At 54.2% G+C, this 26,263-nt stretch carries 24 protein-coding genes and 2 tRNA genes; 12 read left to right on the top strand and 14 right to left on the bottom strand.

Features of this window, described 5'->3' with window-relative positions; all coding sequences use genetic code 11:
* Genes GM608_RS04005 through GM608_RS03990 form a run of 4 tightly spaced genes read right to left on the bottom strand, consistent with a single transcriptional unit; the run spans position 1 to position 3,988 of the window.
* Positions 1-1,215 carry a glycosyltransferase family 32 protein gene (locus GM608_RS04005; protein WP_276825067.1) on the bottom strand — a complete coding sequence of 405 codons (1,215 nt, stop codon included), beginning with the start codon at positions 1,213-1,215 and terminating at the stop codon, positions 1-3.
* Between the two features lie 22 nt (positions 1,216-1,237).
* Positions 1,238-1,906 (bottom strand): ABC transporter ATP-binding protein, encoded by a 669-nt coding sequence (locus GM608_RS04000; RefSeq protein WP_284438450.1) that lies wholly within the window; start codon positions 1,904-1,906, stop codon positions 1,238-1,240.
* Position 1,907: 1 nt separating this feature from the next.
* On the bottom strand, positions 1,908-2,744 hold the full coding sequence (locus tag GM608_RS03995; RefSeq protein WP_333645055.1) for an ABC transporter permease: 837 nt from the start codon (positions 2,742-2,744) through the stop codon (positions 1,908-1,910).
* Positions 2,741-3,988: a capsule biosynthesis protein gene (locus GM608_RS03990; RefSeq protein ID WP_192848173.1), complete on the bottom strand. Its 1,248-nt coding sequence runs from the start codon at positions 3,986-3,988 to the stop codon at positions 2,741-2,743. The genes GM608_RS03995 and GM608_RS03990 overlap by 4 nt, the downstream gene beginning before the upstream one ends.
* A 217-nt stretch (positions 3,989-4,205) precedes the next feature.
* On the opposite strand from GM608_RS03990, the gene GM608_RS03985 reads away from it, so the two are divergent.
* Positions 4,206-5,459 carry a polysaccharide biosynthesis/export family protein gene (locus GM608_RS03985; RefSeq protein WP_249079556.1) on the top strand — a complete coding sequence of 418 codons (1,254 nt, stop codon included), beginning with the start codon at positions 4,206-4,208 and terminating at the stop codon, positions 5,457-5,459.
* 152 nt (positions 5,460-5,611) lie between these two features.
* Complete coding sequence (locus GM608_RS03980) at positions 5,612-6,280, top strand: sterol desaturase family protein (protein WP_333645054.1); 669 nt, start codon at positions 5,612-5,614, stop codon at positions 6,278-6,280.
* 107 nt (positions 6,281-6,387) lie between these two features.
* Here GM608_RS03980 and GM608_RS03975 read toward each other — a convergent pair whose 3' ends face one another.
* Positions 6,388-6,522: a hypothetical protein gene (locus GM608_RS03975; protein WP_276830201.1), complete on the bottom strand. Its 135-nt coding sequence runs from the start codon at positions 6,520-6,522 to the stop codon at positions 6,388-6,390.
* Here GM608_RS03975 and GM608_RS03970 point away from each other — a divergent pair.
* The 8 genes from GM608_RS03970 to GM608_RS03935 all read left to right on the top strand — a co-directional run bounded on the left by GM608_RS03970 (position 6,510) and on the right by GM608_RS03935 (position 17,641).
* A complete protein-coding gene (locus GM608_RS03970) occupies positions 6,510-8,867 on the top strand; it encodes a glycoside hydrolase family 66 protein (RefSeq protein ID WP_333645053.1) in 2,358 nt (785 codons plus the stop codon). The two genes, GM608_RS03975 and GM608_RS03970, sit on opposite strands and share 13 nt — an antisense overlap.
* On the top strand, positions 8,867-11,143 hold the full coding sequence (locus GM608_RS03965) for a hypothetical protein (protein ID WP_333645052.1): 2,277 nt from the start codon (positions 8,867-8,869) through the stop codon (positions 11,141-11,143). The genes GM608_RS03970 and GM608_RS03965 overlap by 1 nt, the downstream gene beginning before the upstream one ends.
* Before the next feature lie 53 nt (positions 11,144-11,196).
* Positions 11,197-13,974, top strand: coding sequence for a hypothetical protein (locus GM608_RS03960; protein WP_333645051.1), 2,778 nt, complete (start codon positions 11,197-11,199; stop codon positions 13,972-13,974).
* Positions 13,971-16,481 carry a hypothetical protein gene (locus GM608_RS03955; RefSeq protein ID WP_333645050.1) on the top strand — a complete coding sequence of 837 codons (2,511 nt, stop codon included), beginning with the start codon at positions 13,971-13,973 and terminating at the stop codon, positions 16,479-16,481. The genes GM608_RS03960 and GM608_RS03955 overlap by 4 nt, the downstream gene beginning before the upstream one ends.
* A 62-nt stretch (positions 16,482-16,543) precedes the next feature.
* The gene (locus GM608_RS03950) at positions 16,544-16,852 is read left to right on the top strand and encodes a hypothetical protein (RefSeq protein WP_333645049.1); all 309 of its coding nucleotides are present in this window, start codon (positions 16,544-16,546) and stop codon (positions 16,850-16,852) included.
* Positions 16,849-17,088 (top strand): hypothetical protein, encoded by a 240-nt coding sequence (locus tag GM608_RS03945; RefSeq protein ID WP_086441135.1) that lies wholly within the window; start codon positions 16,849-16,851, stop codon positions 17,086-17,088. Before GM608_RS03950 ends, GM608_RS03945 begins: the two co-directional genes overlap by 4 nt.
* A 5-nt stretch (positions 17,089-17,093) precedes the next feature.
* On the top strand, positions 17,094-17,501 hold the full coding sequence (locus GM608_RS03940) for a structural protein P5 (protein ID WP_333645048.1): 408 nt from the start codon (positions 17,094-17,096) through the stop codon (positions 17,499-17,501).
* The gene (locus tag GM608_RS03935) at positions 17,498-17,641 is read left to right on the top strand and encodes a hypothetical protein (protein ID WP_193599779.1); all 144 of its coding nucleotides are present in this window, start codon (positions 17,498-17,500) and stop codon (positions 17,639-17,641) included. The genes GM608_RS03940 and GM608_RS03935 overlap by 4 nt, the downstream gene beginning before the upstream one ends.
* Positions 17,642-17,996: 355 nt before the next feature.
* On the opposite strand, the gene GM608_RS03930 is transcribed toward GM608_RS03935, so the two are convergent.
* From GM608_RS03930 to gatC, 4 genes are all read right to left on the bottom strand, one after another.
* Positions 17,997-18,089 (bottom strand) — tRNA-Ser (locus GM608_RS03930).
* 93 nt (positions 18,090-18,182) lie between these two features.
* Positions 18,183-19,643: an Asp-tRNA(Asn)/Glu-tRNA(Gln) amidotransferase subunit GatB gene (gene gatB, locus GM608_RS03925; protein WP_043560255.1), complete on the bottom strand. Its 1,461-nt coding sequence runs from the start codon at positions 19,641-19,643 to the stop codon at positions 18,183-18,185.
* The gene (gene gatA / locus GM608_RS03920; RefSeq protein WP_043560258.1) at positions 19,640-21,127 is read right to left on the bottom strand and encodes an Asp-tRNA(Asn)/Glu-tRNA(Gln) amidotransferase subunit GatA; all 1,488 of its coding nucleotides are present in this window, start codon (positions 21,125-21,127) and stop codon (positions 19,640-19,642) included. Before gatA ends, gatB begins: the two co-directional genes overlap by 4 nt.
* A complete protein-coding gene (gene gatC / locus GM608_RS03915; RefSeq protein ID WP_043560260.1) occupies positions 21,127-21,414 on the bottom strand; it encodes an Asp-tRNA(Asn)/Glu-tRNA(Gln) amidotransferase subunit GatC in 288 nt (95 codons plus the stop codon). The genes gatA and gatC overlap by 1 nt, the downstream gene beginning before the upstream one ends.
* Before the next feature lie 71 nt (positions 21,415-21,485).
* Here gatC and ruvX point away from each other — a divergent pair, with 71 nt between their 5' ends.
* Positions 21,486-21,950: a Holliday junction resolvase RuvX gene (gene ruvX, locus GM608_RS03910; protein ID WP_043560262.1), complete on the top strand. Its 465-nt coding sequence runs from the start codon at positions 21,486-21,488 to the stop codon at positions 21,948-21,950.
* A 71-nt stretch (positions 21,951-22,021) separates the two neighbouring features.
* On the opposite strand, the gene GM608_RS03905 is transcribed toward ruvX, so the two are convergent.
* From GM608_RS03905 to GM608_RS03895, 3 genes are all read right to left on the bottom strand, one after another.
* Positions 22,022-23,263 carry a Gfo/Idh/MocA family protein gene (locus GM608_RS03905; protein WP_052349072.1) on the bottom strand — a complete coding sequence of 414 codons (1,242 nt, stop codon included), beginning with the start codon at positions 23,261-23,263 and terminating at the stop codon, positions 22,022-22,024.
* Positions 23,264-23,630: 367 nt separating this feature from the next.
* A complete protein-coding gene (locus GM608_RS03900) occupies positions 23,631-24,011 on the bottom strand; it encodes a VOC family protein (RefSeq protein ID WP_081563114.1) in 381 nt (126 codons plus the stop codon).
* Between the two features lie 148 nt (positions 24,012-24,159).
* Positions 24,160-24,234, bottom strand: a tRNA-Val gene (locus GM608_RS03895).
* Between the two features lie 14 nt (positions 24,235-24,248).
* Between GM608_RS03895 and GM608_RS03890 the strand changes: the two genes are divergently transcribed.
* Entirely contained in the window at positions 24,249-25,163 is a 915-nt protein-coding gene (locus GM608_RS03890) for an N-formylglutamate amidohydrolase (protein ID WP_081563113.1), read from the top strand.
* A gap of 29 nt (positions 25,164-25,192) precedes the next feature.
* Here the strand turns inward: GM608_RS03890 and GM608_RS03885 are convergent, their stop codons facing one another.
* The gene (locus tag GM608_RS03885; protein WP_043560268.1) at positions 25,193-25,549 is read right to left on the bottom strand and encodes a hypothetical protein; all 357 of its coding nucleotides are present in this window, start codon (positions 25,547-25,549) and stop codon (positions 25,193-25,195) included.
* 142 nt (positions 25,550-25,691) lie between these two features.
* Entirely contained in the window at positions 25,692-26,066 is a 375-nt protein-coding gene (locus GM608_RS03880; protein ID WP_043561274.1) for a VOC family protein, read from the bottom strand.
* Between the last annotated feature and the right edge of the window lie 197 nt (positions 26,067-26,263).

The raw sequence follows: 26,263 nt of genomic DNA, 5'->3' as shown, positions 1-26,263 counted from the left end.
TTAAATTCCTCTCACAAATTTTAAAAAACCACCTAAAAGTCCAGAGGATACCCCCCTTTCTCCTGGAAGGGGAGGAAAAGACCTCTCTTGATTCTCTATTAGAATTTTCTTTATCCCCCCCAAAAAACCATTTGGCGTATAAATTTTAAATTCCACCTTCCGCCACAGTTCCTCGACATCAAACGTATAGGAAAAAACATTGGAGACAAGCTCATCACAGGAAAAAACAATAGAATGGTGATCTATTTCAGAATAATTAGATACTATAGATAACTTTATTTCATCAAAAAAACTTTCCTCCTCAAAGACAATAGAGAATCTATATCTCCCTTTTGGGAGAGAAACGTATGGCCCATACGTCATACCCTCCTTCCTATCTAAGGAAATAATCTGCCCGCTTTCCGTTTTACTCAATCCACCTTTTACAAATATAAGAGGATCATCTGAATTCCATATCATAGGATTTTCAGCATAAACCTGCCGTGTATGCCAAAACTCATTATAATTATTAGAATTTTTGAGACCTATCTCCTTCAAATCTCCACCTGTTTTCTTATTCCGAATCGCTACAACAATACCCTCTCTTGATACGTACGTCATATTAATAATATCAGCCTCCGCAGTAACGCAACGTGTCTGACTTACATACTGACTATCTGCTTCTAAAGTATCCTTCCTAGAAGCCATAACAGACAAAAAGACCTTTCCCAACAAAACCGGACCTGTCGGATACAACGGATTGAAGCCGTAATATTTTTTACGACAGTTTTCCACTATGAGATCAATTGCCAAACGGAATTCTTCCCGTCGAGGCAACGCCCACAAAAGGCCAGTTTGAATTGCCGACCAACTCGGAGAAATAAAAGAAGGCTCCTTAAAGGCCGCAACATCCTTAGAGAAAGGTATATTCCAAGGCTTTAACAATAAGACACCAATATCAACACACAACCCTCCATAAACATACAACAAAGCATATTTAACAAGATCTGCTTTATAAGCATATGGACATAACGTCTCATAGGCCTCAAAGACAGAAGTAGGAAAATTTTTCTTCAAAAATTTTCTAATCGTCCTATCATTCCACAGCCTATATTTTGCCTTCGGATATATCTTTTTGATCGCTTGTCTATTATTTTTCACGAAATCAGGAAGTTTCCCGCTTTCCTTGTCAAGAATTAAAATTTGATGAACAGCTTCTATTTTATGTGCTTTCATTAACGCTCACCTCAGCAAGTTTTCATAAATTGTAATATTTTTCAATTCCCTCGTCAACAGAAGAAGAGAGAAATACCTTCTTGTCATGAATCAGAGCGGCCCTATTGCAGGTATGCTTAATAAAATCAGTATTATGCGAAACAATTAAGAGTGTCCTATCCGCACGTTTTGCAAAAAGCTCATCTTCACACCTTTGCGCAAAACGTGCATCTCCAACCATAATTACTTCATCAATCAAATAACAGTCAAATTCTATCGCCAGAGAAAGCGAAAAAGCCAATCGCGCATGCATACCTGATGAATATGTTTTTACAGGATCATAAAACTGTCTACCTAACTGGGCAAAGCCTTGCACATAATCCAAGGTTTCTTCATAATCTAAATGATAAACACGACAAATAAAACGCAAGTTATCATGCCCAGAAAGACTACCTTGGAACGCCCCTCCAAAAGCCAACGGCCATGAAACCGTCATCCCATAATGAATTGTTCCACTAGTCGGCTTTTCAATTCCACCAATCATCTTAATTAAAGTAGATTTTCCTGCTCCATTTCGTCCCAATATTCCCAGCCTATCTCCATAATTAACCTCTAAATTTACACGATCTAAGATGAGTCTTCTTTTTTTTCCAACATGATAAGCTTTCGAAAGATCTTGACATATCAACTTACCCATCAACTTCGCCTCCATATTACGATAACTCTATATGAGGTCTAACTCTTAAACAAAGATACAACCCAACCATAAACGTAAGTAAAGACGTATAAGTCATAAAGCATATAGAATAATGTGGAACAACTTTAGAACCAAAAAATCCAGACCTCATCATTTCAATTCCATTGGCTATAGGAGAGGTATATTCAAGAACCCACCTATATTTTGGAGGGATCCAATCAATCATCACAAAAGCCCCAGTCCACGGCAGGGCAAGATATGTCAAAACACTAACCGTTTTCTCCAACAAATCAGAACGTTCAGTCAAATAGGAAAATATAAACGAAATACCATAAGTAAAAAAAACAACAAATCCAAACCCAGAAAGTGTTAAAGCCCAATCCTCTGGGAGTTCCATGTACCCCAATGAAACAGCACCGCAGAGAACAAGGATAGCAGCCATCATGACACCTATCACTTCCAAAGTAATACGTGCAGTAATGATATCTAGAGGAGTTACCAACCTATGATAAAGCAAGCTTGAATTAACAGCATAAGCTTTCGTTGATCTAACAACAGCATGCCGAAAAAGTACCAAAGGAACATATCCCGTAACAACCATAGCAGTCATCCGGAGACCATGCTCATGCGAAGGACGAACAAGTGTCCACATAATTGTCACCCCTCCGCAAAAAAGAATAGGTTCTCCCACCACCCAAAGAAATCCTATATTCTCACGACCATACCTTGTTAACGTTTCTCGCATAATTAACGCATAAATCACACGCAACTGCGTTAAAATGGACTGAGACAATGTCAAATTGACATGTTTTTTAGCGCTCCGTACCTTCTTATTAACCATTTTTTCTCTCACTGAAGAGTATGCTCTTTCGCACCTGAGACAAGAAGAGACCCAATAACATAAAAAATCAGCATCGTTATGAAGGTCAACACAATAAATACAGCAGTTCGTGGATAAGCAGCATAATCTGGCAGACTGGGTTGAGCTACAACCGTGACATACAACATTTGACGATCCGCTTGAGCCTTCGCCATTTCCAAGGCCGTCGTCTCTGCTGCCAATTTTTTCTCAATTATCGTTTTTTTGACTGCCAGTTCATCATAACCAAGCAATTTAGGTACCAACGACCCAGAATTCATCTCATGACCAGTTATATGAGCCTGGGCATTTTTCATTTGCGTTTGAATTGATGCAATCCGCTGGGCATATACCTTCCTCAAAGGGCTATGCGGCGCCGTAAGATCCAGTTGTTTTTTTTCGGCTTCCATCATGGAAAGCGTTGCTTCTAAGGAAAGAGCTGTTCCCATCATAGGAACAGCCTGCTTCATTGGATCAATTGTTTCATTGCTATACCGATAAGCCGCCAACTGCATCTCCGTCTCGTGCAGTTCCTTCAAGGTTACGTCAAGCTCCGACTGTACAGCGTGTAAAGTATTATAGCGCTGCCGATCGTTCATCTCATTGACAAGTTTTTCACCAGCATCCAAGAGAGCTTGCGCCACCTTTTGCGAGTCTTCAGCTGAGAACGTGCGAACCTTTAAATGTGAAATCCCAGTCTCCTCATCAATTTGGGCTTTCACATGTGTTAAATAAAAAGAGTAGAAGCTCTCAAAATCATTGCGGGTAACTATAGAAGGAAATTTAGCCAAAAAATCCGCATATGACCGGGAAAAAACAGCCCTTAGATCAACCTTCTGAATCAGCATACGCAGCGCATCACGCGACATCATATAGTCTTGAACAGCATACGTGTCCTGCGTACCTCCATGATTAGCCTCCAAAAGACCAACCATTCCACCAAACCCTGAACTATTTAATGATTTTCCACGTACCAAAAAATGTGTTTCTGAAACATACTGGGGGGAGGCAAAAAACCACAAATAAGAAGCAACCAGCAAGGTTGGGAACAAAACAACGACAGAAAACATCCATTGCTTGCGGAACCACCTTGGCACCTTCATGATGAGCCCATTTACCACATACTCACCTAAGTATCGGATTGTTGATTTTGCAGATCCAGATGAAAGCTCAATGTTTCTCTCCTGAGAAGAAATCATCCGTCCCTCACTTTCAACCTCTGAAGCCGTATCACCCAATCTCCTGCCCTCCCCAATCATCCGCACAGAACTCATCCCGACGGTAGCCAGCACGCTCTTACCAATGCCAATCTTTACTCGTCAAGCTTCCTACAAAAATACCACTCTTAATATGGTCTTCCCTATATGCCGACGATACATGCTGGGCTTGCATCGTTTATAAAAAATGGATAAGAACGGGGCATCTTTTTAGAATTATCATCATCAGGACGATAAAATGATCCGGTTTTCCTCGTGTAGAAAAGCGTTCGCTCATAACGTAAGAGCATCTGCGTTGCTTTTCAGAGGTACAACTGGTTTGGCAGCTTTGCTTTTGGCCAGCTGCAGCTGGGTTCCACGCTCCAGCCCAACACAAAAACAGGTCCACCAGTATACTAAATCTTCTGCCAATACGACGGCCCTTCATTATAGATTGTTTCCCGTAACACCCGAAATCGCCGACATACTCGCCTCCCAGGTGCGTCCACTAATCTCGACATTAGATAAAAGCAATCTTAGAGTTTCTCTTAATGACCACATCGGCGCAGGAGACATTTTGGGGATTACTATATTCGAACTAGGAAATGGTCTCTTTTCTTCATCCGACAGAAGTGTAAGCGGCACCAGCTCCAATGGTGAGAGTGTAATTGGCGCAGCACCTCGTATTTCATCGCAAAATCTCCCTCCCACTCAAGTGGAAGGAGATGGTACAATAATGGTACCATATGTTGGGAGAATGAATGTTTTGGGGAAAACTCCAAGCCAAGTGGCAATGATTATCCAAAGTCATCTAAAAGACAAATCTCAAGATCCACAGGTTATGGTCCGTATTCAGAATGATATAGGAAATACTGTAATAGTTTCGGGAGAGATATTGCGCCCAGGTCGTGTCGTTCTTTCTCTAGCGAATGAACATTTGTCAGATGTGATCGCTATCGCTGGAGGGGCCAAGTACCCACCAAAAGATTCACAGGTGGAATTGGTTCGACAAGGCAAGATTGGCGCAACTGATTTAGCAACTCTCGAGGATCATCCTGAGGAAGATATTAGAGCTGATCCTGGTGACCGCATCCGTGTTATCTATCAACCGCGAACCTTCACTGCTTTTGGAGCTGTTGGACAGACCCAGCAAAGGAACGAAGTACAGTTTGGAACGGCTAATCTAAGCTTAGCGGGAGCCATTGCTCGAATTGGCGGACCAGCCGATAATAGAGCGGATGGAAATGCCGTCTACTTAATCCGCTACGAAGATGCAGAAATTTGTCGTCGTCTCGGGGTACCCATCAAGGAAGGTGAGCACTCAGCTCCAGTCATTTATGAAATTGATATGCTGAACCCTACGCAATATTTCTTGGCTCAGAAAATTCCTATGAAGGATCATGATGCTATTTTGATTGCTGATGCTGCTACGGATGCAATTTACAAGATAGATATGTTGATAGGCACATTCATGGGACAGGCCGCCACTATTGGTCTATATGGTGTTCGTTAAGAATCTGAAATATGGTATTGAAGGTCACTCTGAGTAGTACGCAGGGTGGATTAGTCTGTTTTCCTATGACGGGATTCTCGCAAAGAGCGTAAGCTTTCGATCCTAAAAGTAGCTAATAATCGTCGATGTTGCCGGTTTGGAGCAGTGTAGTCATGTCAGAATCTTCTTCCAGACTTATTAGAACAGCCGATCCAACACAGCCTTCGATTCCACATCATAAGCTTTCAAAAAAAGCTCCTCCCGTTCGAATTTTTCGTCAGGATTGGATGGAGTCTTTGACATTTATCTCTTTTCGGACCTTCCTGTGTTGTTGTTTTTTATTTGAAAGCATAGTGTTAACTATAACAGTAGAGTACAATGTGCACTTTTGGCATACCATACTATATATAGTCTATGGTTTGTTTATCTGGTTTTTGACAGAATATACACTCCATCGTTTTATCTTTCACTTTTCAAGTGAAAGAAAGATGATACAACGTCTTGTTTATATTTTCCATGGCAATCATCACATTCAGCCCAATCACCCTTATCGTACTTTGATGCCTGTCATAGTAACCCTTCCCGTTGGTTTGGTCATTTGGGCCCTTTTTGTCTTCTTATTGAAAATTGGTTTAGGGAGTGCTCTCTTTTTAGGTTTTTATCTTGGTTATATTTTTTATGATTCTGTACATTTTGCAACACATAACTTTCAAATGAAACGTTTTCCTTTTTCTCTTTGGAAAAGACACCATTTACTTCATCATTATCGAACTGAAGAGCATAACTATGCTATTAGCGTACCTTGGCTCGATAAGGTATTTCGTACACACTTTAAGTTGTAGCTTATTTATTTAATAAATTTTACTCTTTTGTTGAGATTCTCATTTATAAAATTTAGACTACACATAGTATCAGTATACCGTCTTTCAAACTTGAGATACTTGCTCCATCAACTTTCTCTTTCAAGGGACAGGACACCGGTGAGCCGGCCAACGCCGTGACGGACCGTGACGTGGAGGATGCCGCCTCCATCAGCCTGTCCGGCTGGTATCAGATTGAGGATGAAGACTGATGAAAAAGACACTGACCGCCACGGCCCTGCTGCTGGGCATGGCCGGGTCCGCCCATGCCGGTATCCTGAGCGGCCCCCTCATCAGGAGGGTGATTGATGACAGGGCCTTCTATCAGCCCGGAGACAGGGCCACCATCAGCATCGAGATGACCAACACCACGGGAGCCGATTTCAACGGCAAGCTCAACCTCACAACATGCTCCCGTGGCTATCTGCTGGCCATCGACGCCCACAATGTCAGCATCCCGGACGGGGCCAGCCAGACGGAAACCTTCACCATCACTGTGCCATCCCTCGTGGCCAACGGTTACCAGCTCTCCATCAATGCCCTCCAGGCTTCCGACAGCGGGTACGCCATGTGCACGGGGACGGGAAGCTCTTCCTCAGACCCGGTCGATATCGCAAGCGGGGCCATCAACGTGGCCAACCATGCCCAGGATGACCCCATCGAGGGCTTCGTCGATCCGCAGGCCATGCAGTCCGTCACCGATTACGAAGCCGTCGCCCGCAACATGGCGCAGTATCACATCAACATCGTCCAGTTCTATGACTGGGGTTCCCGCCATGATGCCCCCTACACCGACGCCGCCTCATGGCGGAACCTCCAGAACGTCACCGTCACCCGTGAGGAAACGGCCGGGCTGGTCGGGGCCTTCCGCCGACATGGAATCTTCTCCCAGCTCTATACCCTCTGGAACGGAGCCTATGCGGACTGGCCTTCCCGGAACCCCAACGTCACCATCGGCATGGGTGCCTTCCGGAACCGGTGCGGCCTGAAAGGCACCTGCACGGTCGCCGACCAGATCAGCATCGGCGGAAACTGGAAAGACTGGGGATGGGCCATCGACGGGATCGTGCAGGAAAATCCGGCCAATGGCCGCTGGCAGAAATGGATCACCAGCCAGTATCTCGCCGCCCTGAAGGGCTGGGGCTTTGATGGGGTCCATCTGGACACGCTTGGCGATCCGGGCATGGCCGCCCATGACGCAAAAGGCCGCCTGATCTACGATTTCGGCAGCTACCTCGCCGACTTCGCCAATCAGGTCCAGGCCGCAACGGGCGTCTGCACGGACATCAACCAGGTATCCACATGGAACCTTCAGGACGAGGCCGTGCGGGGCAACAGCTGCAACCTCTATGTCGAGCCTCACCCGGAGTTCGGAGACAATGCCTATTTTCCCTCCTTCAACGGGCTGATGGAGCAGGCGCATGAATGGACCAGCCGCCCCCTCATCGTCGTCTATTACCCCCAGCAGGTCATGAGCGGATCCCTGGAACCGGACAAGGCCCTGAGTGGCGACACCGTGCCTTTCTGCAACCCGGAGGATGACGGTGGCCAGAAGGTCTGCCCGGCCAGCAGTCCCGGCATCGAGCTCCTTCTGGGGCAGGTCGCCGTCTCGGGGGCGTCGGAGCTGATGCTGGGGGACATCGACCACCTCATCCCCGGACCCTTCTTCTCCCGCCCTACCCTGAAAATGGGAGCCGACCTCCAGCAGTTCATGGCGGATTACTACAACTGGTTCGTTGCCTTCCGGGACCTGCTGCGGGGCCATTCCGTGGACACGCCGGACATCGTCTTCATCTCGGACAGCTCCGGCCAGAACATCGGGGCATCCGATGGCAATGCCGGGAAAATCTATTATCACACGTGGGATAGGGCCGGCGTGGCGGAAGGTGTCTCCCTGACCAATCTGGTCGGGCTGAAGGACAACCGCATCGACGACCCGGATGGAACCCACAGCCCGGTCGAGCAGAAAAACATCCGGGTCACCATGCAGCTCTATGGCGGCAGGCCGACCGGGCAGGCATGGTATGCTGCACCGGACTACAATCATGGATTCCCGCAGCTCCTCTCCTACAGCGTGGGCACGTCCGGCAATGACGGGTTCGGCAACCCCGTCTACACGGCCACGTTCACCATTCCGTCCCTCAAGACCAGCGGCATTGCGTGGGTCGAGGGCAACACCCTGAAAAACCGGACGGACTGGACGCTGGACGGCACCGCCAGTGACCTCATCCGGGGTGGTACCCCCTCATGGTCACCCAACGGCATGGGAGGGCGTGTGGCCGCAACCGTGCATGGCTGCTGTGGCAGGAGCATCTACTGGGATGGCATCGACTTCGGACAGGGCGTCTCATCCCTGGCCGCCGTCACATACAGCCAGCATGGCGGGGTGATGGAGTTCCGTCTCGACAGTCAGGACGGACCCGTGCTGGCCAGGCTGACCGTGCCACAGTCAAAGGGCGGGAATGTCGACAGCATCCAGACACAGATCATCCAGTCCCCGACAGGTGTGCACCGGGTCTGGGTCGTCTTCCCCGGGCAGGATGTCAGCCTCTACGGATGGAGGCCCTGATGTCACAGTCTCCTTCTGGCCCGCAGGTCGGCCTGACATGGTTCAGCTCCTTCAGCGGCGGCGTGATGGCTCCATTGGTCGGATACAGGGCCGACATGGAGAAATGGCATTCCGGTGCCGCCGAGCTGACCAATTTCTTCGTACATGTGCAGGGCGGCATCTCAAACCGCCCCGGCACACAGTATGTCGGCACGTCAAAGGCCGATGCCTCAGGTCCCCCACCGAAGCTGATCGCCTTCATCTACAACAATACCCAGTCCTATGTGCTGGAGTTTGGCGACCGCTATCTCCGCTTCATCAGCAACGGGGCCTATCTGGCCAATGCCGATGGCAGCCCCTATGAGCTGGCCACACCTTACAGCATCGAAGACGCCTTCTGGCTGCGCCATGCCCAGTCTGCCGACGTGATGACCCTGACCCATTCCGGCTATCCGGCCATGAACCTCTCCCGCCATGGGGAGCTGGACTGGACGCTGGATGTGATCTCCTACAATGCCGGGATAGAGGCACCTTCATCACTTCTGGCCTCTGCCGTGGAAGGCAATGCCGCCAATACGGGCACGACACCAGGCGTATCAAAGGTGACGTATGAATATGCCGTCACCTCCGTCTCCAATGAGAGGAACACGGAGAGCAACGCCACGCTGGCGCCGTCCCAGACGGAAATGACCACCCAGACCCAGACCGTCACTGACCCTGTGACTGGCAGGACCAGCACGGTCACGTCACAGATACCGGTCGAGGTCGGCAGGTTCGTGACCAACTACAACATCGGCTACTACACGAATTACGGGAACTACAACACGCTCTCATGGCCTGCCGTGACGGGAGCGGACTATTACAACGTCTATCGCCGCTTTGCCGGACAGTGGGGGCTGATCGGCAACACCACGTCCCTCAGCTTTGACGATGTGAATTACGCTCCCGATACCGAGAACGGACCGCCCGCCCATCGCAACCCCTTTGATGGCAATAACAACCCGGTTTCCGTCACCTATTTCCAGCAAAGGCGGGTCTTTGCCGGATCTCTCGCCTACCCCCAGACGGTATGGATGAGCCGCTCGGCTAACTATACCAATTTCGACATTCACACGCCGGTCGTCTCCGATGACGCCATAACGGCTACCATTGCCAGCCAGCAGGTCAACACCATCAAGCATCTGGTACCGATGGCGGACCTTCTGGCTTTTACCGGAACGGGCATCTGGAAGATCTCCGGCGGCCAGACCGGCACGCCCATCACGCCCAGCAACTTCACCGCCATACCGCAGATGTTCGTGGGAAGCTCGGACGTGCAGCCCCTGCCCATCAATACTGACGTTCTGTTCATCGAAAACAAGGGCAGCCATATCCGTGACCTGCAATATGACTGGTACGCACAGATCTATCAGGGCAATGACCTCTCCGTTCTGGCTGACCATCTCTTCTATGGCTACACGATATCAGACTGGTCCTTCGCCCAGTTCCCCTTCAACCTGATCTGGGCCGTGCGGTCTGACGGCACGATGCTCGGCATGACCTACCTGAAGGAACAGAACGTCATGGCATGGCACCAGCACAGGACGGAGGGCGGGGCCTTCCAGTCCGTTGCGGTCGTGCCGGAGGAGAATGGCTACGGGGCCATCGAGGACACGCCCTATGTGGTGGTGAAGCGCAGCCTTGCTGGGCGGCAGAGCTACACCATCGAGCGCATCCAGTCCCGTCAGCTGGGGATGGAGAATGACGACATCACCCGCTCATGGTTTGTGGACTGCGGCCTGCGCTATGAGGGGAAGGACACCGGCACCGTCTCCGGGCTGGGTCATCTGGCGGGAGCAACCGTGTCAGCCTGCATTGACGGGCGGGGCTTCACGGGGCTGACGGTGGGGAATGACGGCACCCTCACCCTGCCACGGCCCGGCAGCGTGGTCACGGTCGGGCTGCCCATCCATGCACGGGCCGTCACCCTGCCGCTGGATCTCGGAAACCCTCCACAGTTCGCCCGGCGCAAGCGGGTCAGCAAGGTCTATGCCTCGCTCTACAACAGCTCCGGCCTGAGCGTCTCCACAGACGATGGAAAGACATTCCACGGGCTGGATGGTCAGGGTGCCGCCGCCGGGCCGTCAGCACCCAATCCCTACCAGAAGAAAGACACCGGTCCCGCCCTCATCTCCGGCCTGACCATGCGGATACCAACGCCCAACTGGACCCAGAAGGGCAGCTTCATCCTCCAGACCGACCAGCCTCTTCCCGTGACCGTCACCAGCATCAGCGTGGACGTGGAGCTGGGGAGCTGAGATACACCAGAATTACAAACCCCTGACATGCTCTCCCGCCACAGGGAGGGCATATGTCATTATTTTCAGGCGGACTGAACACGCTCAGGAGCGTTCAGGATGAAGGACTGGCAGGGCAGCAGTCGTCCCTTGAACAGTCGCTTGGTGCATCCGTCATGGCGGGCATCAATGACATGCCGGTCGTCCGCATCGGTGACTGGCTGCGCCATGAGACGAAAAGCACCGAAGGCGATACCCTAAGCCCGGAAGATGCCAATGCCCGCTATGGCATCAGGGGTGTTCTGAACTTCGACAGGCCTGTTTCTTCTGCACTTGCCCAGACCCTCAATGATGAGAAGCAGGCTGACCTCATCCGGCAGAACACCATCCGCAACGGGCCTGACGGCATCATCAGCGGCACCCTGAATACCGTTGCCGGGGCTGCCCCTGCTTTTCTGGACCCCATCAACTATGCCGCCGCCCTGATCCCGGGCCTTGGGGAGGAGCGCATCGGTCTCGCCCTTGGCAGTGCCGCTGCCCGTGCCGAGGGATTGGGCATGGAGCGTGTGGCGGACGGTCTGCTCAGTGCCGAAGGGCTGAACCGCCGTGCCGGGGCGGCCCTCTCCGGCAGCCTGCCGGGACGTGTGGTACAGGGTGCCAGCCAGGGTGCCATCGGCATGGCGGCCCTCGAGCCGCTCAACATGTATCTGGACCGTGACGAGCACAATGACTGGAGCATGGGTCAGGCCCTCCGGGACATCGGCTTCGGCAGCATCATGGGGGGTGGCCTGCATGGTCTGGGCCATGCCTTTGGACGGCGTCTCGAGCGGGCCGGAACCAGTGCCAGGGGGCAGGTTCTGGCCGATGGTCTCGCTTCCATGGCCAGCGACAGTCCCGGCAATGCCGAGAGCCTGCTGAACATCCATGAGGTCCAGAACGCCAGAGACGGGCTTGACCGCACCATGGCCGGGCATGGTGCCGAGCCTGATGAAACAGTGTCTCAACCTCCCCTGCGGGACAGGATTGCTGATGACCTGTCCCAGCTCCGGCAGAGCCATGCTGACACGCTGGATGAGGCGGCCCTGTATGAGCGTCCCGATGATGAGCCGGAGCAGCCAGATGCTGCTGCGCCCCAGCCTGCCATGCCGACCGGGAAGCCGCCATCAGCTCCATCCCTCTTCACCTTCCTGACCCGCCACGGTGGGGTGCTGGATGAAGGCGGCGAGCTGCGGGCCAATGACATCCACCGCCAGCGCATCGGCCTTGTGCGCCGCAATGGGGGCATGTCTCTGGATACGGCACGGGAACGGGCCATAGAGCACGGCTATCTCAGGCCCGATGCCGACATCAACGACCTTCTGGATGCCATGGTGGAAGAAAGCCACGGGCGCAAGGTGTTCCCTGATGGCAGGCTGGCCGGAAACGGAACGGATACTGCCGCCCTGGAGGAACATCACCGGGAACAGGCTGCCGATGATGCTGATGCAGCGGCCCGGGCGGCAGACATCACCCTCACACCGGAAGAGCATGCCCATGCCACGGAGGCCATCCTGTCCGGCATGCACCCAGATGCTGCCATGGAGGATGCCCTGCGGGTATCCGGCCATGCCACATGGGAGCGGTATGCGGACATGCTGGACCATGGCCGTGCCACCCACATGGAGCGCATCGGGGCAAAGCAGGAGCTTCTCCATGCCCTCACCCGCCAGCGTCTGGGCCGCTATGCCCAGCATCTTGATTCAGGCCTTGAAGGGCTGGACCTTTACGATCTCGCTGGCTCCATCCTGAAGAAGGGCAGCCCGGAAGATGCCGTGGAGCAGGCCCTGCGCCTCATCGAGGCAGAACGGGGAAAAGGCCACGACGCCAGCTGGCAGGGCCATGTGGAAGAGGCCTATCAGAACGCAAGGCAGCGGCTCGATGCCATCCAGCAGGATGCGGCAGAAGCCATCATGAGAAACCTCCATGGTCATGAAGATCATGAGGTCACGCAGAGCCGTGCCGGTCTTGCAGCCCAGAGGGAAACAGCCCCCAGCCCGGAACAGGGCCAGGATGTTTCCCCACTCCCGACCAGCGGTATTGAGCATCTGGACCTTTCAGCGGCTGGGGATCATCCTAATATAATTTGGCATATGCCAGCTGGCATGAAAGATACGCCAGCCTGGCCAACTATCATTGCTGATGGGAAGCATACCGTCAGGCTTAACAAGGAAGGCATAGATATTGGTGGGGGGCATGGAAGACTTCATATCGAAGCCAGACATGGAAACGAGATAAGAGCGCTTGGCTTCACCAACGTTGATGACTTTGTTCGTCATGTTCTTGGGAATGCAACAGAAATCAGGCGTGACCGTCCAAAGCGGAATAACGCCACCGGATCTTACATTATCGCCCATATGGGGGAAAATGCCGAAGAAAAAAGCCTGCACAAAGTGGCCGTCCTCCATCTCATGAAAGAGGATGGTTATTACCGCGTTGCCACGGCAGGAATGTTTGAGAGAAAATACATCGAAGGAAAATCGCTGCTTAGTGGGGACCACACCCCACCGCATCCCCACAGCAGAGATGCCGGACCCACCGGACCCATGCCTCCAAAGGCTGACGGGCATGGCCGTGATGACGGTATCCGTCACAGCGACATTTTGGATAATGGGAATCACTCTCCCCAAAGTCAAGATAAATCCATTATCGAAGCACAAACCTACTCTGACCAGATAGACCGTCAGCTTGCCACCCTAGGCGATCAGATAAGCCCTGAAGAACTGGCAGAGATCCGCCGTGAAAAGGATCTCTCCGATGGCAATGCCGATGCCCTCACCTCCGCCGCCGCCTGCCTTACAAGGAAAGCCCCATGACCCACGAGAACCCGTGCTACAACGAAGCCGAGAAAGCCGCTGGCCGTGAAATGTCCAAGGCAGAGCTTGACGAGATGTTCGGGCGGCTGGAGAAGGAAGCCGGACGCTACATGAAGCAGGGTCTGTCCCCTCGGGAGGCACTGGAGAAGGCCGGTGCCCGCATGGCCGATGAGGAACGTCTGGCCGCCATCATAGAGGCCAATGCCCGCAAGAAAAACCTCATCGTCAGGGCCGAACTGCGCCGCCGCATCGTGCCCGGCGATGAAGCAGCATCCCTTGAAGGCATCCTTGCCGGGAAGCAGACCGGGGAGAATGGCGCCGCCCTCTCTGTGGATGCCAGCAGCCACGCCCGCACTGCCCAGCTTCTCGGCCCTCTCATGCATGATCTGGACAAGGCAGGCGTCTTCAAGGCCCTGCTGAAGCGTGATGAACAGTTTGATGCCGATGTGGCCCGTGAGATGTGGCGTCTGGATGACCCGAAATCCGGGGCACCAACGGGCAATAAGCTGGCTGCCGAGGCCGCCCGCATTCTGTCTGAATATCAGGACACAGTGCGGCTGATGCAGAACAGGCAAGGCGCCTGGATTGGCAAGGCCGACCACTACGTCACCCGCCAGAGCCACGACATGTGGAAGATACGGGGCGATGGGTCGGACCGGGCCTACCAGAACTGGCGGGACACCATCCTCCCCCTGCTGGATGACCGTACTTTCGAGATGATGCCCGCCAAGCAGTCGAAGGAAGATTTCCTCCGCAATGTCTGGCTGAACCTCTCCACCGGTGAGCATGATAACGCCAACGGGCGGGACTGGCTTTCCGGCTTCAAAGGCACATCAAACAGAGCCAAGAAGGTCAGTCAGAACCGTGTGCTGCATTTCAAAGATGCCGATGGTTGGCTGGCCTACAACAGGAAGTTCGGCCAGGGCCATGTGGTGGACAGCATCTTCAAGGGCCTCATCAGTGGGGCACGCAACGCCGCCGTAATGGGCGATCTGGGCACGAACCCTGAGAACATGTTCCGCAGCATGATCGAGGAAAGCGTGCAGGCCGCCCGTGAGAGGGCTGATGCCAGAATGGTGGACAGGCTCCGCAGGCTGGAGCGCAGTGCCCTGCTGGACATCGTGACAGGCCGGGCCAGACAGCCGGCCAACAAGACGGTGGAAACCATCGGGGCCTACGCCCATGCGTGGAACCAGATCACGAAACTGGGCGGCGTGATGATCTCCTCCCTGCCCGATCTGGCCATCAATGCCGCCGTGCTGAGACACAATGGCGTCCCGCTGCTGGAAAGCTACTGGAACAGCCTGAAAGCCCTTGCTCCGGGCCTGAGCAGCAAAAACCCGGCAGAGCGCAAAGAGATCGCCCGGCTGCTGGGCGTGGGGCTGCAGGGGCATCTTGGATCCGTCATGAGCCGCTTTTCCGCCAATGATGCCCCACTGGGAAAGATGAGCGACCTCATCAACAAATTCTACCGCATCAACGGGCTGCAATACTGGACGGACAGCCTGTCCGAGGGCATCGGCCTGATGCTCTCCCACAATCTGGGGCGGAATGCCGGTCTGTCATATAAGGCCCTTGATGGAAAGCTGCGGGCCAGCCTGCAACGCTTCGGCATCACCCGACCGGAATGGGACGTGATGCGGCAGGCCGTGCGGACAGCCGCTGGAGAAGACCATATCCTGCCCAGCGAGATGGGACGCCTGTCTGACGATGCCGTGGCTCCCCTCATCGAAAAAGGCCAAACAGCCGATGACGTGCGGGACAGTCTGACCCGAAAGCTCTATGCCTACATCACCGACCAGACACGGGAGGGCATGACGGAACCCGATGCCCGCACGCAGGCGACCTTCCGGGGCATCAGCAACCGGCTGGATGACGTGAACCCGCTGCTCGGACAGGCTGCACGGCTTATGCTCCAGTTCAAGAGCTTCCCGGCCTCATATATCCGCCGCTTCTATCAGCGTGAGGTGAAACGCAACGGGATGGACCTTCCCGGTATCATCCACATGATCGCAGCCACGACCGTGCTGGGATACGTCGCCATGCAGGCCAAGGCCATTCTGGCCGGGAAAGAACCACGGGATGCAGGCGATGTTCGCACATGGATGTCGGCCATGGCCCAGGGCGGGGGTGCCGGGATTTATGGGGACTTCCTCTTCGGCCAGATGAGCCGCATGGGGAACACGACGCTGGAAACACTGGCTGGGCCGACCATCTCCGATATCACGAAACTGGCCGGGATATTCACCGCCACCCGTGACGAGCTGGTCGGCAGCCCTGACGCCGAGAAGGCCCGCACCTATCTGGCCGATCTCGTCCGCTTTGCCTCCGGGCAGATACCGTTCGGCAATCTTCCGGGCATCAATGCAGCCCTGAAATATGGCGTGATCTACCGCCTGCAGGACATGATAAATCCCGGTTACACGGCCCGTTATGAAAAGCTCGTCCAGCGCAGTCAGGGGCAGGGCTTCCTCGTATCGCCAACATGGAGCCCCTATGGGCGCTGAAGACACGCCCGAATTACAAACGCATGATGATCTGTCCGTCATGATGATGGAGATGGACATTCATGCGCTTCACACTAGCACTTCTTGCATCCCTGATGGCTGGAACGGCTTTTGCAGACAGCATCGCCGTTCCTCCTGCCCAGCACGGGATTTTTGATGGCGGTCAGCTCCCACCGGCGGCTCGTGGTATCATGACCTTTGGGGCAGCTGATGGAGTAAGTCTGACCGCCCGCCCCTATTCCGCCCTGCCTCTTTCGGTACCAGTTGGCACGGCCTTCTTCTGCACGGATTGCGCCGGGACGGGTCAGCCCGTCTTCTTCAATGGAAGTGCATGGGTGGATGCCTCCGGGACTGGAGCGAAACATCCATGAATGACCAGTATCTGACCCGTGCCGAAGGGCTGGAGATCAAGAAGGACATTCGAGAGATCGAGACAGATATGGCCGTTGTCAAGGACAGGCAGGCCAGCCAGCAGCAGATGCTGGAACAGATACTGTCCCAGGTCAGGCACGGCAACTCATGGCGCAGCATGTTCATTGCCGGTGGGTCAGGAGCGGGAGGGATTATCCTCGCCATCATCATGAAGATTTTCCACATCGGAGGGTAAAACCCATGGAAGTACGGGGTATCCGAAACAACAATCCGGGCAATCTGAACTATGTCGGACAGGCCGGGGCGCATCTCGAAAAGGGCGTTCATCCACGCTTTGCCGTGTTCGCAACACCTGAAGCCGGGCTGATGGCCCTGCGAGGCCAGCTGCTGCGCTACAACCAGAGGAATGGTCTGGACACGGTGGCGGGCATCATCGGCAAATGGGCGCCTCCCAGCGAGAACGACACGGCCAGCTACATTGAAGGCGTGTCCCATGCCCTCGGCGTCACACCGGACCAGAAGCTCGGACCCTTCACGCCACATCTCGTGGCGGGTCTGATGAGGGCCATCATTCTCATGGAAAACGGGAAAAATCCCTATGGCCCGCTGATCGACAGGGTGGCCGGAGTGCAGGAAGCCGCAGCATGAAGCCCCTGCACTGGCTGCGCCAGCCGACAACGCTTCAGGGCCTGTCCCTCATCATTGCCGGTGAGGCCAATGCCCAGAACGCAACCATGGTCCGCATAGACGAGGCAGCAGCCAGTACGCCACAGACCGAGGGCCAGTGAAAACCTTCTCTGGTTGTACGTCCCATACGCTCTAGTACAGACCTGTGGCCTCACCCTGCTAGGAGGGTGCAGCGAGGTCCACATCCGCCAGCAGTTGCCTCAACCTGCGAACACCTACGATAGAACAGCAACGGAGTGCCTATGCAGAGACGGTGGCTCACCCAGAGCTGAAGAACGTCCACATCCAAGCGGCTGATCTCGATTATACCCTGCGGGAAAATGCGGCCTGCTGGGGAATTACAGCTCATTCTGAGCCCCCTCAAAATTCCCCACAGCACGACTGAGACAAGCACGATAAACGGACCTAAAACCGTTACACGATCATCCAATTTTTTGCTATTTTCTGAGAGAACCGTGGCGGAGGGGATGGGATTCGAACCCACGATACGGGAGTTACCCGTATAACGGTTTAGCAAACCGCCGCCTTCAGCCTCTCGGCCACCCCTCCGCTGTAAACGGTTTTCACACGGCGTTTGCAGGAGTGTTTGTAGGGGGAAATGACGTTGACGTAAACCCCCTACAACACTCTTTTTCATAATTTTCAGGAGGCAAGCAGCTTCTTCAGCAGCTCGTTCACCATGGCAGGATTTGCCTTCCCTTTCATCGCCTTCATCGTCTGTCCGACAAAGAAGCCGAAGAGCTTGTCCTTGCCGCTCCTGTACTCCTCCACCTTGTCCGCATTGGCTGCCAGAATATCACTGATGGCTGCCTCAATGGCTCCCGTGTCGGTCACCTGCCGCAGGCCCTTGCGATCCACGATGACAGAGGGCTTCTCCCCCGTCTCCACCATGTCCTCGAAGACTTCCTTGGCAATCTTCCCGTTGATGGTGGAATCACTGATCAGGGACAGAAGCTCACGCAGGGCCTCGGCAGAAACAGGACTATCCTCGATGCTGCGCCCCGTACGGTTCAATGCGGCGAAGAAGTCACCCAGAATCCAGTTCGTGGCCAGACGGGCGTCAGCCCCACGGGCAACCGTCTCGTAAAAATCCGCAACGGACTGCTCCGCCGTCAGCACGCCAGACTCATAGCGGGACACGCCATATTCTTTTTCCAGACGGGCACGCTTGTCCTCTGGAAGTTCCGGCAAGGCAGCCTTCAGCTCATCAACCCAAGACTGCTCGATGACCAGCGGAAGAAGATCCGGCTCCGGGAAGTAGCGGTAATCATGCGCATCCTCCTTCGTCCGCAGAGACCGTGTCTCGCTCTTCACATGGTCGAAAAGACGGGTCTCCTGATCGATCTCTCCACCAGACTCCCAGATGTCCACCTGGCGCTGCGCCTCGACCTCGATCGCCTGCATGACAAAACGTACGGAATTGACGTTCTTAATCTCGCAGCGCGTGCGATACCCTTCTTCCCCCTCACGGCGGACGGAAACGTTCACATCCGCACGCATGGAGCCTTCCTCCATGTTGCCGTCACACGTCCCCAGATAACGGAGAATCTGACGCAGCTTGCGGAGGTAAGCCCCAGCCTCTTCCGGAGAGCGGATATCCGGCTCACTCACGATCTCCATGAGAGCAACACCCGCACGGTTCAGATCGATGAAAGAGCGTGTCGGGTCCTGATCGTGAATGGACTTGCCTGCATCCTGTTCCATGTGCATGCGGGTCACGCCAATATGGCGGATCTCACCATCAGAAAGTTCGATCTCGACCGTGCCCTTACCAACGATCGGATGCTCAAACTGGCTGATCTGATAGCCCGTCGGAAGATCAGCGTAGAAATAGTTCTTCCGGTCAAAGCGGCTGAAAAGATTGATCTGTGCCCGCAACCCAAGGCCCGTCCGTACGGCCTGTGCCACACACTCACGGTTCAGGACAGGCAACATGCCGGGAAAACCGGCATCAACCAAGCTGACGTGCGTGTTGGGCTCCCCGCCATATTCCGCAGAGGCACCAGAGAACAGCTTGGACTGGCTGACAATCTGGGCATGGACCTCCAGCCCGACAATGACTTCCCATTCGCCAGTTTCACCCGTGATACGATATGCGCTCATGCTGACACCCCTGCATGAATGGTGGGACGATGGGTAAAGGAAGCGGCCCGCTCCAGAACGGAGCCGGCGGCCAGCAGCGTTTCTTCATCAAAGAAACGGCCGATCAGCTGGAGCCCGAGCGGCACGCCACGGCCATCCAGCCCGGCCGGAACGGACAGGGCCGGCACGCCTGCCATGCTGGCCGGCACCGTAAAGACGTCATTCAGATAGACCTGAACCGGATCGGTCGGCTTTTCATCCCAGGCAAAAGCCCCGGAAGGAGCCGTTGGGGCTAGGATGACATCAACCGTTTCATACGCCTTCAGGAAGTCACGCTGGAGCAGCGTACGAACCTTCTGGGCACGAAGATAGTAAGCATCGTAATAGCCGGAAGACAGCACATAGGTGCCCAGCAGGATACGGCGCTTCACCTCATCCCCAAATCCGGCAGCACGGGTGGCTTCATAAAGTGCATCCAGAGACGCACCGCTGACACGCTCCCCAAAGCGGACACCATCATACCGGGCGAGGTTGGAGGATGCCTCTGCCAGAGCGGCAATGTAATAGGCTGGCAGACCATACTTCGTATGCGGCAGGGAAATGTCCACCACTTCGGCGCCAGCCTCTTTCAGCCAGTTGATCCCCTGCTGCCAGATGGCTTCAATCTCGGCAGGCAGACCATCGATGCGATATTCCTTTGGAATACCGACCTTCAGCCCCTTCACGCCACGTCCAAGAGCCGCCTCATAATGTGGGACGGGCCTGTTCACGCTGGTGGAATCCTTGGGGTCGAACCCTGCCATGGATTCAAGAAGAATGGCACAGTCCTGAAGGGTACGGGCCATCGGCCCCGCCTGATCCAGAGAGCTGGCAAAGGCGATCGTCCCAAACCGGGAGCAGCGGCCATAGGTCGGCTTGATTCCCGTAATACCGCAGAAAGCCGCAGGCTGACGGATAGAACCGCCCGTATCCGTCCCGGTCGCTCCCAGAACAAGCCCTGCCGCCACAGCAGCAGCGGACCCGCCAGAAGAGCCACCCGGCACAAGCTTTGCATCGGAATCACGACGCTTCCACGGATTTTCCACACCACCAAAAGCAGAGGTCAGGTTCGTGGAGCCCATGGCGAATTCATCAAGATTCAGTTTGCCCAGCGAAATGGCCCCATCACGCTTCAGGTTCGCTGTCACTGTGCTTTCGTAAGGCGGCACAAAATTACCCAGAATCTTGCTGGCAGCCGTCGTACGAACGCCTTCCGTTGCGAAAAGGTCCTTGATCCCGATGGGCAGGCCACAGAGGCTTCCACCTTCTCCCTTCGCCAGAAGGGCATCCGCTTCTTTGGCGGCCAGACGGGCCTGCTCGGGCGTGCGGGTGATGAAGCTGTTCAGCCCACCATCAAGACGTTCAATGGCATCAATATGGGCATCGACCAGCTCGACGGCAGAAATCTTGCGGGACCGGAGAGCCTCACGGGCAGAAGCAAGAGTATGATCAAAAATGCTGCTCATCATTCCACCACCTTCGGCACGGTATAGAAGGGGCCTTCACGGTCCGGTGCGTTGGAGAGCACCTTGTCCCGACAGTTGCCATCTGTCACCTGATCGTCCCGCAGACGTGGCTGGGCCAAACCAGTTCCAATCATCGGTGGAACGTCGGTCACATCAACCTCATTGAGCTGGTCAACCCAGCCAATGATCCCCTGCATCTCTTTCTGATAGGTGTGAACCTGCTCTTCCGAGAGGCCAACCCTTGCCAGCCTGGCCATTTTTGCCACTGTTTTCGCATCAAGCGACATGTATAATCCTGCTTTCAGACATCAATCACATCAGCCTATTACGGCCATGGAAGCGATCATACCCCTTTGCCATGACACTATTCAATCCACATGACCTGCGTAATCAGCTCCCTGCAGCACATTCCATCTTGGGGCTGGACCCCGGCAGCAAACAGATTGGCGTGGCGCTCTCCGACACTGCTCTCATGCTGGCCTCCCCCCTGACCGTGCTGGCCCGTGGTAAAATGAAGCAGATGGTTCCCCAGTTTCAGACCCTCTGTCGTAAACATGAAATTGGCGGGATTGTGGTCGGCCTTCCACTTTCACTGGATGGCAGCTTTGGCCCGGCGGCACGTGCCGCCAGTGACTGGGCCAATGACCTTAGTGAGCGGCTGGGCCTGCCTGCCTGCCTGTGGGATGAGAGGCTTTCGTCCAGTGCCGTAAACCGTTTCCTCGTTCAGGAAGCCGACATGACCCGCAAGAGGCGTGGCGAGGTCGTGGACAAGATGGCCGCCGCTTACATGCTCCAGGGCTGGCTGGACGCCACTGCGGCCTGATCCTGCCGATACAAAAAAGAGAGGCCGCATAAATGCGGCCTCCCCTCCTGCATGACATCCAATCGAAATGATCAGATGGTCTTGCGCCAATCACCCCAATCGGTGGAAACCGGGCGGCTGCCAGAATGGGCAGACTGATACATGGCCTGAATCAGACGGACATCCTGCATCCCTTCCTCACCCGTGGCTGCCAGCGGCGTATTGTTGGCAACGCTGATGGCCAGATGATCCAGCTGTGCAGAGAACTGGTTCAGGGCCGGGATGGTGAACATCGGGGTGGACCATGTATGCGTGTCACCAGTGGTGCAGTGGCTGACACTGTTGCACCAGTAACTCGTGGCCGGGTCCATCCGCAGGGAGGCGTCCGTCCCCTGAAGGTTGAAGCGGGACATGGCATTCACGTTGAAGGAGGCGCTGCCATGTGCCACGGCACCGGAACGGTACTTCATGATCCAGACGATGGTCTCGTCGATCTCACGGAACATCGGGTCAGACGGCGGCATGATGGTGGCCTGGACCTCGATTGGATCTTCATTCAGCATGTAGCGTGAACCGTTGACGCCATAGATGCCCAGATCCATCAGCGCACCACCACCAGACAGGGAGCGGGTCAGACGCCACTGGTAGGTCGGATCCGTCGGGTCGGTATTGTCACCGTTATCCGTGGTAATGATCTGCGGCTTGCCAATGCTGGTACGGGCCAGCTCGATAGCCTTGTGCGTAACGGGATCAAAGTGGCAGCGATAGCCAATCATGAGCTTCTTGCCAGCCTTCTTGCCGGCAGCAATCATGCGCTGACACTCTTCGACCGTGACGGCCATCGGCTTCTCACACAGCACATGCTTGCCGGCACGGAAAGAACGCTCCGTGAAGTCGGCATGCAGGGAGTTGGGCAGGATGATGTAAACGGCGTCAACCTCCGGGTCCTGCGCAATCTTGTCAAAATTGTCGTAGGTGTAGAGGTGCGATTCCTCGATCCCGTAATGCTTGCCCAGACGACGGGCCTTGTTGATGTCGCCGCTGACCAGCGCCGTCACCTTGGCATATTCACACTCGGCAAAAGCCGGCAGGATCTGATTGACGGCATATTTGCCAAGACCCACGATGGCATAGCCAAATTTGCGGGGACCATCATTCATCGGGCGAAGCAGATTCGGATACGGGCGTTTGCCCAGCCCGGCAGGCGGTGCGGGGAAACCGAGAGACTGGGCCACAGCCTTGCCAGCGCCGCCAGCCAGAATAGAAGCACCGAGTGCTCCAAGAACATGCCGACGACCTGCATTTACTGGTTTATGTGGTGAGTGAGAGCTCATTATGAATATATCCTTTTCACTCAAGTAAGCAGCCCCGCACGATTACAAAGGCTGGTGACGAACGGAAAATTCCATTGCTTCCCGCTTCGTTTCCCCGAAGTTAAGACTCCAGACGGGGTAATTGCAATTAACCTTGGGAAAGGAATTATTTTTGAAGGCAAGAAAGGCAATAAATAAAATTTATCTTAAAAATAAAATTCTTATTTTACAATAAGTTAAAATCAGATAAGGCGCAGTCCAGTTTCATCATGGCAACTGTATGGATGGGCTGCATTTTTATCATGGCATGAACAAAAATGGCCGCATCCCCCGTTCCAGGAGATGCGGCCATTTCACGAAAACCGAATAATCCGGTCTGAATTACCCGTTACATTTTATGAAACGCACAGAGCTTGTTTCCATCTGGGTCACGAAGATAGGCCAGATAAAGCTTCATGCCCATCACCACACGCTCACCTGGCGGATTTTCAACAGCTGTTCCCCCTGCCCTGATGCCAGCTTCATGCCACCTGCGTACATCCTCGGGAGACGACAGGCCGAGACCAACCGTACCGCCATTGGCAGCCGTAGCAGCCTCCCCGTTGATCGGACGTGTGATGATGAATATCTGCCCATCCTTCTGGTACACGATCCTGTCCGGATTATCCTGCGGGCAGAAATCAGCTCCCATGACACCGAACAGGGCATCATAGAACGCCTTGGCCTTTTCCAGATCGTTCGATCCCACAACAATATGACTCAGGAACATGGTCTCTTCCTTTCCACACCAATACACATTCTCTGCGCGTACCAGAAAATCTACAGGCTAAGTGAAATTTTCGCTAGAATAGAAAGAAGATGGCTATACAGCCACCTGCACTTCAAGCATATTTTCAGGGAGGTAATCACCAGAGGGGTGGTGGGCGCAACAGGGATTGAACCTGTGACCCCTACCATGTCAAGGTAGTGCTCTACCGCTGAGCTATGCGCCCCCGTCTGGTGTGAAATGGTGTTTACCTCAGCCTATGGATTGTGGCAAGCCTTTATTGTGAAAAAAAATCAGAAACTTCCATGCACCAACACTGCCCGCCCGTCTTCCACTGTCGGGATCCATCTTCCTTCCTGCCGGAAGCGGACACCCTTCCTGCTTTCCTCTCCACATTCAGGGCGCAATTACCCCCAGCATTTCCTGGAAATGGCCGTCCTGCCCATGACAGAGCTGGAACGCATGGAGGACCGATTCACCGATCAGCTCCTTCAATATGCCCCTGAGAATGGCCTGAGCCTCGTGCAGGCCCTGTTTCCTCGCAGTTTCTGCGATGTAAACCGGGACTGGAGAGAACTGGATGCCACCATGTTTTCTCCTCCTCTCATTGAGAAGGACCTCATCCTCAGCACGAAAGTCAGCGCAGGTTATGGTGTCATTCCCCGCTGCACATCGCCAGGCAAGAGCATCTACCGCTATTGCCTGCCTCTCGAAGAGGCGGGACATCGCCTTTCACAATATTGGGAGCCATACCATACAGCGCTCCAGCAGACGCAGAAAACACTGCACGCACAGTTTGGCGCTTCCATCCTGCTGGACATCCATTCCATGCCACCACTGGCACAGTCCCGCCCCTGTGATGTCGTCCTGGGGAACAGGCATGGGAAAACCTGCTCCGACAGACTTATCAGCCTAGTGGAGCACCTTTTCCTCGAGAAAGGGTACCATGTCCAGCGAAACACACCCTACTCGGGCGGCTACATAACGGGCAGATACGGCCAGATGGAAGAAAATCGGCAGACCCTGCAGGTGGAAATCAACCGTGCCTGCTACCTGAACCTACAGACGTTACAACCCAACCGCCATTTTGAAAAAGTACAGAAAGACATCACGGACATTCTATCCGAAATGGCACGGACTCACCCTGCCCCATAAACCGGGCAGGGTAAATCAGAGAACAGAACTTACCTGCCCAGAAGAAACGCTATCCCGGCAAGACGGTTGTTCTGTGCAACCTGAGCCACAGCCACCCCCTTGGCATTCCGTACGATTCCCTTCGAATCGATCGACCCTACCACCGTGCCCGTATTGTCATACACGACACCGGTCCGATCAACTTCTCCGATGATCTTCCCCGTACTGTTGTCCTCCACCGCTCCTGCAGGACTCACAGAACCAGAAAACGGCGCCGTTATCTGCTTCAGCCCTCCCTGCTGAGCCGTGGTATTTCCCGAAGCAGCGAACCCTATGGAAGAAGTACAGGCCCCAATGGCCATTCCTCCCAGCAGAAACATACGGGCCAGCCTGGATGATAAAGACATGGCTATCTCCTCCTGTTTTCCTTCATCAGAACACACTGAAGGAAAAGAAAAAACCTCACATACACAGGAGCCTCGTATGATCCAATCAATCATACCCACGGGACTCGCAGTAATTCCCGCCCCCCCTGCAATTATCCCACGTTCACATATCGTGACGGGCACAAAGCTTATTGCCATCGGGGTCCCGGAGATAGGCCATGAAATATTTCCTGCCTCCGATGGTCCGCACGCCAGGTGCGTCTTCTATTGCGGTTCCACCATGCTCAACACCAACCCTGTGCCAAGCCTCCACCGCCTCCACGCTCGAAAGGGCAAAACCAAGAGTAAAGCCATTCGCAGCTGTGGCAGGCTGCCCATCAATGGGGCGCCCAACCATGAACATCTGACCATCCTTCTCGTAAAGCAGCTTACCCATCAGTTCCCCAAGGGCCTGCCCTCCAAGAACGTTGAAAAGGGCATCGTAGAAAGCCTTGGCCCGTGGCAGATCATTCGTCCCGATGACAACGTGCGTATACAGCATAACCCCTCCATCCACTTGCAGACATCCAACCATCTTTGAAAGTGGGGACCACAACAGGACAGTTCAATCCCTCAGATACAGGCTACGCATGATCACCCTATCTTCCAAGCGTATACCATCGCATCACGACAAAGAACGTTCCGTACATTTTTCATCATTCTGCAAACAGGAATGGACAAAAATAAAATGTGATA

It is taken from the genome of Bombella sp. ESL0380 (assembly GCF_009725805.1).
Taxonomy (GTDB): Bacteria; Pseudomonadota; Alphaproteobacteria; order Acetobacterales; family Acetobacteraceae; genus Bombella; species Bombella apis.
This window is presented reverse-complemented; position numbering and strand designations above follow the sequence as displayed.